This window comes from Bradyrhizobium sp. AZCC 2289, assembly GCF_036924615.1.
Classification (GTDB): Bacteria; Pseudomonadota; Alphaproteobacteria; order Rhizobiales; family Xanthobacteraceae; genus Bradyrhizobium.
On record NZ_JAZHRY010000001.1, the window covers coordinates 1,715,688 to 1,727,507 of the forward strand.

10 protein-coding genes are annotated in these 11,820 nt (G+C 58.4%); 5 read left to right on the plus strand and 5 right to left on the minus strand.

Going from position 1 to position 11,820, the window contains the following annotated elements; translation table 11 throughout:
• Nucleotides 1-18: 18 nt before the first annotated feature.
• The 5 genes from V1289_RS08395 to V1289_RS08415 all read right to left on the minus strand — a co-directional run bounded on the left by V1289_RS08395 (nt 19) and on the right by V1289_RS08415 (nt 7,273).
• Nucleotides 19-1,169 (minus strand): IS630 family transposase gene (locus tag V1289_RS08395; protein WP_334396503.1). Its coding sequence is split into 2 segments (ribosomal slippage): nt 19-707 and nt 707-1,169, totalling 1,152 coding nucleotides; the frame shifts between segments, so codons are not numbered across the junction.
• 825 nt (nt 1,170-1,994) lie between these two features.
• Complete coding sequence (locus tag V1289_RS08400; protein WP_334396504.1) at nt 1,995-3,485, minus strand: amidase; 1,491 nt, start codon at nt 3,483-3,485, stop codon at nt 1,995-1,997.
• A 57-nt stretch (nt 3,486-3,542) separates the two neighbouring features.
• On the minus strand, nt 3,543-4,538 hold the full coding sequence (locus V1289_RS08405; RefSeq protein ID WP_334396505.1) for an ABC transporter permease: 996 nt from the start codon (nt 4,536-4,538) through the stop codon (nt 3,543-3,545).
• Entirely contained in the window at nt 4,538-6,109 is a 1,572-nt protein-coding gene (locus V1289_RS08410; RefSeq protein WP_334396506.1) for a sugar ABC transporter ATP-binding protein, read from the minus strand. The genes V1289_RS08405 and V1289_RS08410 overlap by 1 nt, the downstream gene beginning before the upstream one ends.
• A gap of 84 nt (nt 6,110-6,193) precedes the next feature.
• The gene (locus V1289_RS08415) at nt 6,194-7,273 is read right to left on the minus strand and encodes a sugar ABC transporter substrate-binding protein (RefSeq protein ID WP_334396507.1); all 1,080 of its coding nucleotides are present in this window, start codon (nt 7,271-7,273) and stop codon (nt 6,194-6,196) included.
• Nucleotides 7,274-7,461: 188 nt separating this feature from the next.
• On the opposite strand from V1289_RS08415, the gene V1289_RS08420 reads away from it, so the two are divergent.
• The 5 genes from V1289_RS08420 to V1289_RS08440 all read left to right on the plus strand — a co-directional run bounded on the left by V1289_RS08420 (nt 7,462) and on the right by V1289_RS08440 (nt 11,288).
• Complete coding sequence (locus tag V1289_RS08420; RefSeq protein WP_334396509.1) at nt 7,462-8,469, plus strand: LysR family transcriptional regulator; 1,008 nt, start codon at nt 7,462-7,464, stop codon at nt 8,467-8,469.
• Nucleotides 8,470-8,548: 79 nt separating this feature from the next.
• The gene (locus V1289_RS08425; RefSeq protein WP_334396510.1) at nt 8,549-9,349 is read left to right on the plus strand and encodes a cysteine hydrolase family protein; all 801 of its coding nucleotides are present in this window, start codon (nt 8,549-8,551) and stop codon (nt 9,347-9,349) included.
• 559 nt (nt 9,350-9,908) lie between these two features.
• Entirely contained in the window at nt 9,909-10,349 is a 441-nt protein-coding gene (locus V1289_RS08430) for a hypothetical protein (RefSeq protein ID WP_334396511.1), read from the plus strand.
• Nucleotides 10,301-10,915, plus strand: coding sequence for a hypothetical protein (locus tag V1289_RS08435; protein WP_334396512.1), 615 nt, complete (start codon nt 10,301-10,303; stop codon nt 10,913-10,915). The genes V1289_RS08430 and V1289_RS08435 overlap by 49 nt, the downstream gene beginning before the upstream one ends.
• Before the next feature lie 67 nt (nt 10,916-10,982).
• Nucleotides 10,983-11,288 (plus strand): hypothetical protein, encoded by a 306-nt coding sequence (locus V1289_RS08440; RefSeq protein ID WP_334396513.1) that lies wholly within the window; start codon nt 10,983-10,985, stop codon nt 11,286-11,288.
• The last annotated feature ends 532 nt before the right edge of the window (nt 11,289-11,820 follow it).

Here is an 11,820-nt window from a genome sequence, read left to right on the forward strand (position 1 = left end):
CCTAGTCGCCCGATTCATTCAGATTGAGGGGTAGAGGTGCTTGAGTTTGATACGTGCGTTGGATGTTGAGAAGTGCCAATTGGCCTTGGTGTGGTTGGCGTTGCGGTCGTGTTGCCAAGCAGCGATTTCCTCGACGAGGGTCTGTTTGTCGGGAATCCGGCGATCGAGGCACTGGGACGACAGGACGCCGAGTTCGGATTCCGCCAGATCGAGCCAACTGCCGTGCTTTGGGGTGTAGTGCCATTCGAAGCGCTCGACCAGGCGCCTGGCTTCAGCAGCCGGGAAAGCTTCATAAAGTGACGCCTTGCTGTGGATGTTGAGATTGTCCTGAACCAGAACAATGGTCTTGGCGCTTGAGAAGTGGACATCGGCCAAGTCTTTCAAGACGTGAGCGTAGTCCACGGCGGTATGACGATCGGTGACTTTGACGTGGCGCCAGCCTTCGAGCGGCGCAAACATCATGAAGAGGTTGGCGGTCCCATTGCGCTCGTACTCGTAATCACAACGGGCCGGACGTCCCGGTTTCATCGGGATCGGCAGGCGCGTTTCGGCGAGCAGTTGCTTTGAGGTCTCGTCCAGGCACACCAGCGGACGATCAGGATCGCGCGGTCGCGTGTAGACGGCCAGCACGTCCTCCATGGCGGCTACGAACGCGGTATTGGCCTTCGGCGGAATGACCCAGCACTGTCGGCGGTGGGGCTGGAGAATGTTTTTTTTAGCGTCCTTCCGATCGTTGAGTCGCTGGCACGATCGACAATCTTCAGTTCCACGACCTTTTTCTCCAACAGCCGCAGGGTCCAGCGCGCGCGTCCCTTGGGCGGCTTGGAACAAGCCAGGGCAATCAGTTTGGCTTCCTTCTCGCCGTCAAAAATCCGAGCAACCCCCGGTGTCGCCCGCTGCTTGCGGCTCAACACAGCCTCGAAGCCTTCCTCCACCAATTGCTTTCGCACCCGGTAAACCATGGAAACGCTGGTGTCCAAAGCCTTGATGATCCGGCTGTCACTCCAACCTGCACCGGCTTCCGAGATATCGGCCTTCAACAATATCCGAGCCTTCAGCAGCCGCTGCGCCGGGCTTTTGCCTTTCCGTATCAGCGCTTCAAGCTGTTCGCGTTCCTCGCCGCTCAGCCGAACAACATACTTCTTTACCGAAATCTCCTTGGCAGCCATGATTGCCTCCGTCGCCCGCGTTGCGACGGAATCGAATCACAAAACCCATCTCCGCTCAAATTAATTGAAGCGGCCGACTAGTCTAGACTAGCTGTTCGCCACACCAACCCAAGATGAGGATTTTCGATATGACACGAAAAGACATCCCCGTGGATCCGGCCCAATTCCGTATCGCGATTAAAGCGGCAATCCAGGATCTCGTTGAAGAGGGTCGTGTTCGATACTGGCCGCAAGCGATGGTCCAAACGGACTGGCCGCTATGAAACCGTTTGGGCACACACCGGTCTCGGCGAGACGCAGCATTGAAATGTGATGATCAGGGCTCGATGGGTCGATCAGGTGGGTGCGTGTAGCGCTGCGGCTTCAGCAGACAGCGTGATGAACCGACCAAGTGTAACTTCCAACCCATGGGCCTTCACGCCAGAATGCTCATCCATGTAAGCGCGGCCGGTTAAGGCACGGATGCCCACGCGTCAGTCGCGACTTCGCTGCCCTTGATCCAAAATTCGACGGCGTCGTTCGCGTACCTTCAACCATCGGCGGAGAGCACCTGCGGAAGCTTAAAGGAGCGGCGCTACCCTGAGAAAGTCAGCCGCACCGTACCCGTGAGGCCAGGTGCGCTGAAGACGGCTTGGACAGCGGTTCCGTCCGGGCACCGATACAAAGTCTCGGTCGCAAATGCTGAACTCACTGGACCGATCAAAGCCACGGATGCATATAACAATCTCATGCAATCTTTCCTTTCGCAATCTTTCCTTTCTTGTTATCGCGCCGGCGAGTTAGATCACGAATTGAAGTCGCCTCTTGATGCAGAAAAACACAAAATCAAAGAGGGGGTGTGCTCTGTGGCGGAAGGCGATAACGGGTTGCCTGCTCAAAGGCATAGCCGACCTTGAACAGATCGGGTTCGTGATAAGGCAATACCACCATCTCTATGCCTACCGGCAGTCCCCCTTTCGTGAAACCGGCCGGCAGGCAGATCGACGGCAACCAAGTTTGGGCTGCGATGAGCGTGTTGGTCGGAAAGCCGAGGACTGGCCAGCGACCGTTGCGAAGTTCTTCGCGGGTCGGCGGCAGCACCTGGCTGGGCGGGAAGCACATTGAAAGCAGGCGGTTGTCTGCCATGATTTTGACGACGGCACGCTGAAAGGCTTCCCTTGCGGCGAGCTTTCGATAGTAGCTCGGGTCCTCGTCCGGATGCGCCGGTCCGGTCATGATGTCGTCGATCAGATCGAGATTCTTGTGGTAGCGCCCATCCTTGTAGATCGCGTCGATCGACGCGTAAGGCAATGACGGGCGGGACGACAGGAACTTGTTGATGTCGTGTCGCGAGTGCGTGATGTAGAGCGACGTTTCGACGACGAAGTCCAGCAAATTGGGCAAGCTGACCTCGATGATCTCCGCGCCGGCGGACTTGATCTGCGCGATGGCGGCGCGAACAACCGCGTTGACCTGCGCGCAGTCGGGATCCTCGTCGCTGCCGAACGCTTCCTTGAGTACGCCGATGCGGGCGCCCTTCAGTCCGTCGGGGTCCAGATTTTGGGTGTAGCTGCCCTTGTGATCGGCAATGACAAACGCAGTTGTGTAGGGATCCTGGGAATCGTAGCCGACCAGCGCATCCAGCAGGATTGCGGTATCGGTCACCGTTCGGCCCATTGGCCCGGCGGTATCCTGAAAGACCACCAGCGGCGATAGGCCGGCCCGGCTGATGAGGCCGGGCGTCACCCGCACGCCGACGAGACTGTTGAAGCTGGATGGCAGCCGGATCGAGCCGCCGGTGTCTTCGCCAATTCCAACGGTCGCGAGATTCGCTGCGATCGCTGCTCCGGTGCCGGCGCTGGAGCCGCCGGGATCGCGATCGAGATCATAGGGATTCTTGGTTTCACCGTTCACCGAGGAATAGCCGAACCAAGATGTCGCAAAATCCGGCATCGCGGTCTTGCCCAGAATGATCGCTCCGGCGGCCTTCATCTTGGAGACGATGGTGGCATCCTTTTCGGGAACATAACCCGACAGCGCGACCGATCCGAACCGCGTCTCGATACCCTTGGTCTCGGCCTGATCCTTCACCGCTACTGGAATACCGTGCAGCGGGCCCACCAGCGTCTTGGTCTGGGCAAACATCCTGTCGAGCGCGGCGGCTTCCTCGATCGCGGCAGGATTGAGCTTGACGAATGCATTCAAGGCGGGGCCGCTCTGGTCGTAGGCCGATATTCGATCCAGATAGGCCTGAACCAATTGAACGCAGGTCAGTGTCCCGTCGAGATAGGCCGCCTGAATGTCGCGGATCGTGGTCTCGTTCAACGTGAAACTCATGCTAAACCCCGGTGGCTGATGAGAACGATAAGTGCTGCGTAAACGGCTTGGCGCGGTTCATTTGGCTCGCACCAGACGAGTCAATCCAGTATCGAGCGCCAGCGCAGCAACGATGATCGAGCCCTTGATGATCGACTGATAATACGGGCTGATGTCGAGCAGCACGAAGCCGTTTGAGATCGTCGCAATGATCCCGAGACCGACGGCGGTTCGCCACATCGCACCTGAGCCGCCTGAGAGCGAGGTGCCGCCAACGACCACGATCGTCAGCACGTCGAAGATAATGCCGGGATCGAGATTGGCTTGCGCCGAACTGAGCTGTGACGCCGCGATGCAGCCCGCGAGACCGACGCAGCCGCCCATCAGCACGTAGGCGCTCGCGACGACCGCCCTGACTCGTATCCCGGACAGACGGCTTGCTTCGTAATTTCCGCCGACCGCGTAGATGGCTTCGCCGTAGATAGTGCGAGCGAGAGCAAAGCCAAAGACGACGAGGAAGATCACAAGCAGCATCCCCGAATAGGGCACGCCGTGCCAACGCCCCGCCCCCAGGATTCCGAAGTCCTCATTGTCGACGAGAAAGGCGGCGTTCTGGGTCATAACGAGAGCCACGCCATTGATGATGAAGCCACTGCCGACCGTCGTGATGAAGGGATTGATGCGAACCACCGCGACCAGGATGCCGTTCACAAGCCCGAACAGCAGACCGACCGCGATCGCCGCGACAAACGCAATCGACGGCGCGTGGGTTTGCCCCACATAGGCCGCGACGACCGCGCAAAGCGAGTAGGCGGACGCAACCGACAGGTCGAAGCCGCCGGTGAGAATCACGAAGGTCATGCCCACCGCCATGATTCCCGCGGGAGCCCATTGCGACGCCATGTTGAAGACGTTCTGCTGCGAAATAAACGCCGGATTGCCGATCGTGACCACGGTCAGCAACAAAACAAGGGTGAGGATGATGCCGTAGACCCTGATCAACGTCGGCAACTGTGCGCGCCAACCGGCGGTCTGCCGTGCCGGCCTCCCGGCAAGGAGGTTCACTTCGCTCATCAGTTTACTCCCGCGTCGATGGCGCGGCTTTCGACCGCGAAGATCAAATTCAGAATCCGTTCAACCGTGGCGTCGCGGCCGTCGAGCACGTCGATCTGGCGGCCGCGCGCCATGACGAGGACGCGGTCTGAATGTTCGACCACCTCTTCGAGATCGGACGAGACCAGGATCACCGCCATGCCCTCGTCGCTGAGGCGGCGGATCGCCTGAAAGATTTCCTGCTTGGCGCCGAGGTCGATGCCTCTCGTTGGTTCGTCAAGCAGGAGTATCCTGGGTTTTCGGTTGAGCCATTTTCCGAGCACAAGCTTTTGCTGGTTTCCGCCTGACAGGTTGAGCACCTCGGCATCGAGCCGTTCGGGATTGAATCCAAGTTGACGGGCCAGCGTCTCGCCCCGTGTGCGCGTCTTGTTCCGGTCGATGACCGACCCTGCGGCCACGGCGTGAAGGTCGGCGAGCATAAGGTTCGACAGCGACGAACGGGAAAGCACGAGGCCCTGGCGCTTGCGGTCTTCAGGAGCGAGAACGATGCCCCGTCCGATCGCTTCACGAATGGTTCGTGGCCAGGAGCAATCCATACCGGCAAAGCGCATCGATCCCTGTGCCGAAGGCTCGGCCCCGGCGATACAACGCAGCACCTCGGTGCGTCCGGCTCCGACCAGTCCTCCTATTCCGAGAACTTCGCCTTGATGAAGACCGAAGGAAAGGCCGGACAGTCGACCGGGCAGCGCAAGATTGCTGACGTGCAACAGTTCAACGTCCCTCGCATGGCTTCGCTTCTTGCCGGGGACGATCTGGACATCGCCCAGCATCGCCTGAACCAGCGTGTCCTTGGTCCATTTCGAAGCATTGCGGGTCTCGACCAGCAGGCCTTCCCGCATCACGGAGACCCGGTCGCTCAATTTCAGGACTTCATCGAGATCGTGCGAGATAAAGATGATTGCCACCCCACTTTCCTTGAGGCGACTGATCAGGTCGTACAGTCTCGCGCGTTCGTTGGGACCCAGTGGCGCCGTCGGCTCATCCATGATGAGCACGTTCTGGTCGGTCTGCACGGCCCGCAGGATCTCGATCATCTGCTGATTGGCGACCGAGAGCGTGCCGGCGTTCACATGCGGCGGGATATTCAGGCCCATCCAGCGCGACAACTCGGCAAAGCGGCGTTCCATCCGCCTTTTGTCGGTGAAAAAGAAGCGTTTCGGAACCTTGCCGAGAAAGGCATTGGAAAGAACCGACATCTCCGGAATGATCGTCAGTTCCTGGTAGATGGCGGCGATGCCCATGCTCCGCTGCAGCCGGGGATCTTCGAACAGCAGCGGTGCCCCCTGAACCTCGATTGTGCCGGTGTCGGGCTGGCTTGCGCCGGACAGCATTCGGATGAACGTCGACTTGCCCGCGCCGTTGGCGCCGACAAGCCCGTGCACTTCCCCGCTCAGAAGTTCAAAATTGATCCCACGCAGCGCCTGCACGCCTGGAAAGGACTTCGATACGTTACGTACGCGGATCGCAACTGTCGAATTGGAATCACGCTTTCGTATCGGCGCGTTTCGGCGCTCTGCCGTCTTGTTCCCCATTATTTGCTCGATCACCGCTTTGCTTCGCTTCCTCATGCGTGCGGGAGGTTTGGACCCGCACGCATGAGTTTTCGTCCGGCTGGCTCAGTAAACCGGCTTGTACTTGTCGACATTCGCTTTGCTGATGAAGACGGTGCCGGTCGTATTGACGATCTCGGGAAGCAGCGCCTCGTCGATGTGCGCGTTGATCGGCTTGCCATCCAGCGCCATCATCAGCGCGACGGCGCCGTAATATGCTTCCTGGTAGGGAAGATAGGCCATCGTCGAAGCCCATTTGCCGGATTTGACCTTGTCGACGCCGACCTTGGTGGCGCCGCCGGAGAAGATGCTGACATCCTTGCCCGGCGTTTTGCCCGCGGCAACCACGGCCTGCTCGACACCGCGCGACATGTCATCCCAGGAGGAGATGACCATGTTGATGTTGGGATGCGCCAGCAGCGCATCCTGGATCTTCTTCAGCGCGATACGCGGGTCGAAATTGGCGGGCTCGTCAACGACGACCTTCACATTCGGGTATTTGGCAGCGGCCTTCTTGATGGCGTTCTCCCAATAGGTGAACAGATCGGAACCGACGAAGCCGCCGACCGCCGCGACCTCGCAGTTCCCCTTGCAGGAGGCAAACGCGTTGTCGAGCATGTTGTCGAAGTGGTAGGGGCCCTGCATGGTGAGCGTCGCCGCAAGGCCGGGCGTATAGTCGGCATCGCCGCACATTGCGATATCGATTGAGACCACCGATTTGCCGGTGGGCTTCAACAAGCGGTTGTAAAGACCGCATCCGGGCTGCGCGGCCGCAGGCCCGAACAGATAGCCCTCGAAACCTTCGGTCACGGCATTCTCGACAACCTTGGCTTGGGTCGCCGGGCTGAAGTTCGCATCGAATATCTTGAATTCGAACCCGTATTTCTTCGCCGCAGCCTTAAGACCTTCGAGGCGCGCCAGACAATAGGGATTGTCCACGCACTCGGTGAGATAGGCAATCCGATATTTTTTCGTCGGGGTGGTGAAGGCCTTGTCGTAGTCGACGACGGCTTTCGCCGCTGCTGACATTTCCACGGCGCCCGCATTGATGTTGCTCGCCGCGAGACCGATGGCGCAAACGATGGCGACGACAAAGGCGCGCGCGATCCCGCTGAAAGATTCAGCAATTTTGAGTCTGTGCGTCATTCTCATTCCTCTGCGATCATTGGTTGCATTCGCCCGCTAAGGCGTGATGCGGCTATTTTGTTGATGGCGGTTGAACAAGAGTGAAGCCCGGGCCATGCGTTTGTAAACTTGCGTTTTACGATCTATGATCTCGGAAATTCCGAATGATCTTCGATTAAGAATGATGCAGCGGTGCAGAAATATGCCTCATGAATAAGCTGGAGATCGGTAGCGCACCTGAACTGCAATCACTCCATGGGCCGCACCGGTTCATGGCCTCAGTCACCTTTCGTCAAATTCGCTATTTCGTCGCCGTGGCGGAGACGGGGAAGATCAGCGCTGCGGCTTCGATGGTCGGCATTTCGCCCTCGGCGGTGACCGAGGCGGTCGCAGAACTCACCGCCGTATCGGGAATGAAGCTGTTCGACCGCCATCCGCGCGGACTCACGCTCACCTACGAAGGACACCGGCTTCTCGCGCATTGCAGGAACATTCTCTCCGCCGTGGAGAGCGCCGGCTATGCCATGACGCGGCCGACCCACGATATTTCGGGCAGTATCCAGCTTGCCGTCACAATTACGATCAGCGGATATTTTCTTGCGCCTTTGCTCGCGCACTTCCGCCAGCGTTTCCCGGCCATTGAAGTGTCGATCCAGGAAGTGAAGCGGAGCGACATCGAAGCCGGCCTTGTTTCCGGAAAATACGAACTCGGCCTGATGCTGGTGTCGAACCTATCCAAGCACGCTGACTTGGTCAGCCATACGCTGGTTCGTTCCATGCGCCGGCTCTGGCTGCCATCCAAGCATCCCCTGCTCAATGCCGAAATTATTACGCTCGACGACGTGGCGCGCCAACCTTACATCCAGCTTCTGATCGACGATGCAGAAACCTCGACTCATTCGTATTGGAAAGCTCACCAGCTCGAACCGAATATCGTCGTGCGAACCGAATCGGTCGAAGCGGTGCGGGGTCTGATCGCGTTTCGAAACGGCGTAACGATCCTGTCCGACACGATGTACCGGCCGTGGTCGCTGGAGGGAGACCGGATCGAGGTGCGGGAGGTCGCGGCGAATATTCCTACAATGAACATCGGCATCGCATGGCCACGCGCAAAAAACCTCAATCTTGCGGCCCGAACGTTCGTCGAATTCTGCAGGATTGAATGCGAGAGCGGCCGGATCGGAGGCCGTCGCAATATGCCGATTGAACGCGAGTGATCCTCGCTTGCCATTGTTTGGCACATGCCTTGCTTATTTTTATCTCCGAAACAGCGGCTGCAGCGTTAGGAGAAGCGAGATGGCAACGAAATTGATGCCCATTGCAGAAGATGACGCCGGCATGGCGCAAATTGGTGACGGCGCTTACGCCTGGAAGGTAAGCCCCACGCATGTCGATCTCTCGATGCCGCCCGCAACGCCATTGCTGGCGACCATCGCTGCGGAACCGCAAACCATCACGGTCGATCTCAAACGCTCCGCGATGATCGTCGTCGATATGCAGAATGATTTCTGTGCTCCCGGCGGCTGGGTCGATTGGCTTGGTGCGGACCTCACCCCCGAGCGTGCGCCGATCAAGCCATTGCAGCGTCTGCTCCCGGCGCTTCGCGCGAGCGGGGTTCCGATCATCTGGCTTAACTGGGGTAACCGGCCGGATCGCAAAAACCTGCCGCCGACCACACTGTATGTTTTCAATCGCGACGGCAATGGTATAGGCATTGGCGGCGCACTGCCCGGTAATGGCGCGCATTTGCTTGAGAAGGACAGCTGGTCGGCCGCTGTCGTCGACGAACTTGATCAGTTTCCTGAAGACATTAAGGTCGACAAATATCGTATTAGCGGCTTTTGGGATACGCCATTGGATAGCATCCTCAAGAACCTCAACGTCAAGACTTTGTTCTTCAGCGGAGTCAACACCGATCAATGCGTGCTGCACTCGCTGACTGACGCGCATTTTCTCGGCTACAATTGCGTGCTCGTGGAGGATTGCTGTGGAACCACCTCGCCCGACTTTTGCCGTGAGGCAACAATTTGGAACGTTAAATTTTGCTTTGGTTTCGTTACTAATGCGAATCAGATCATAGAAGGACTCACGGCATGAGCAGGAATTGCGGGAGCTCAACCGCGCACAGCTCATCGGTTTGTAGGATAAGTCTCGATTCCGGGGCGGCAGGCGATGCGGGCGGGTCGCGAGATTTTCAGGCGTAGAGACACGTTTTAATTCGAGAGTTCGCGAACAGGATGTCGCCAGGATCCCAATCCCAATACTGCGAGACAGTATCACCCTCGATGTAACGTAATCATCGAATGTTGTAAGCAGGCACCAGCAATGCGATCACCATTGAAAATGGACTCTGATGGCACGACAGGGGCGCAACCAGCGAGGCTTCCGCTTACATGGGACCTCTGCCAAAGTGAGCGCTCGAAATTCGCGACGAGGATCGTTTGCCAAATTGAACAATCGGATTTGAAACTTTGGCACCCCCAAAGCTTGCGGCCACAGTACTCGAACGTGGCGGCGCGCGAATTTCTACGAGGACCGGTCGCAGCCTGAAAACTAGGGGACAGCCAGATAGACCGACTGCCGAACGGCAGTCGCACCGTCTGGAGCTATGGCGGCATAAGAAGCGCGCAATCTGAATTTCGGAGGTAGTCTAGTGATGAGAGACTTTGAGGTTTTCGAAGCCCCCAACTTCACCTTGCAAAAGGGTAGCGCGTTGCCGGTCGCCCGCCTTGCCTACAAGGCCCTTGGCCATCTTTCGCCCGGTCGAGACAATGTGGTGGTCATCCCGTCCTGGTATTCGGGCACGCATCGCGAGTCCGAACTGTGCTTGGTCGGACAGGGTCGTGCCATCGATCCGGACAAGCATTTTGTCGTGCTCGCCAATTTGATGTCCGGCGGGGTCTCGTCGTCGCCGAGCAACACGGAGGCGCCGTTCAACGCCGCCCGATTCCCGCGCGTGACGCTGTTCGACAACGTCCGGCTGCAGCACATGCTGCTGACCGAACACCTCGGAGTCGACCGGATCAAACTCGTTGTGCTGGATGGTCAATGGGGGGATGCCAGGCCTTCCAGTGGGGCGTGCAATATCCGGACATGATGGAGGCGATTGCGCCGATGTGCTGTTCGGCACGGACCGCGAATTACAACAAGGTATTCCTATTGGCTCTGCGCCGAGCGCTACAGCTCGATCCGGTTTTTGCGGAAGGATTTTACACGCGGCCGCCGCTGGCCGGTCTCAAGGCATTTGCCGCGATTTATGCCGGCTGGGGCTTCTCCGAACCGTTTTTTCGAACCGAAGCCTATCGCCAGTTTGGCGCCGCGACGCCCGAAGAATTCGTGATCAATTTCTGGGAGCATGCGTTCATCCATTCCGACGCCAACGATCTTCTGACCTTGTTGCGTACCTGGGATGACGGGGACGTGTCGGACAATCCCACCTTTGGCGGCGACTTCGTCGCAGCGCTTAAATCGATCAAGGCGCGCACCGTTATCATGCCGGGCGAGCATGACCGATACTTCCCCCCCGCCGACAGCGAATTTGAGGCGAGCAATATACCAAACGCCATTTGTCGCGTCATTCCTTCCATCTGGGGGCACATGACGGTGTGGAATCCGGGCGACAAGGAATTCATTGAAACCGGACTGCGAATGGCGCTGGGATGATGACCGACCACGCTCCGGAGCGATAGGAAGTTTTAGGGGTCGCGCGGCGTGGCCGCATGGCAATTCGTTGATTGCGCTGGGCGTGCGGCATTACGGCTTTGACACAGAAGCGGCAGCGTTAGCAGGCGACATCAGCGGTGCCGCAAGCCGCTTCCTGCTGAATCAATTGCCCGAACTCTATGCCGGCTTGCAGCGCGATCCGACAGGTTTCCCGGTGCAATATCTCGGTGCGAACGTGCCGCAGGCTTGGGCGGCTGGGTCGCCGTTCGTATTGTTTCAAGCGATGCTGGGGCTTCAACGAGCCGGCGAAGGTCTCAACCCAAGGACTGGGTGGTGGGCGCACCAGGGCTCGAACCTAGGACCCGATGGTTAGATGATTAAGAGTCATCGCGGTCTACGACAAGCCCGCTTCTCGAACTGGCGGAATCAACGGGCGCGCTTGATTATTGCCAAGATCAGCCCGCGGATGTAATCGTGTGACATCCTTCGTAGCGAGAGGCACCAGATCAAGTTCTATTGAATTCAATGCTTTAGCGGCGAGATGGTAGCGAGAGAGGGAGCCGCTACCACGAGGTAATTTTCTTCAACAAAAACAATGAATCGGGGCGGTAAACGTCGCCTGTGTCTAGTGTCTATGATACAGCATCTCAGGTGTCGTAGCTAGCCTCGCCGCGAAGGATGCGGTCAGCCATCGGAACGATCTGATTGACGGTGAGCCGATAGTTCGTCACGGCGAGAGCCCAATTGGGTCGTGGCTCGCTCAAGCGTCGACACCAGATTTGCGCGCGATCAGGAGTTTTTCATACCGGTCTGCATCATCAGCGAGTCTTTGTGCCGCGCGGACCGTGCCCGACTGATCAACCAAACTCCGCTCGAGAGGGGCTGAAGTCAGAGAGGCGCAGGAC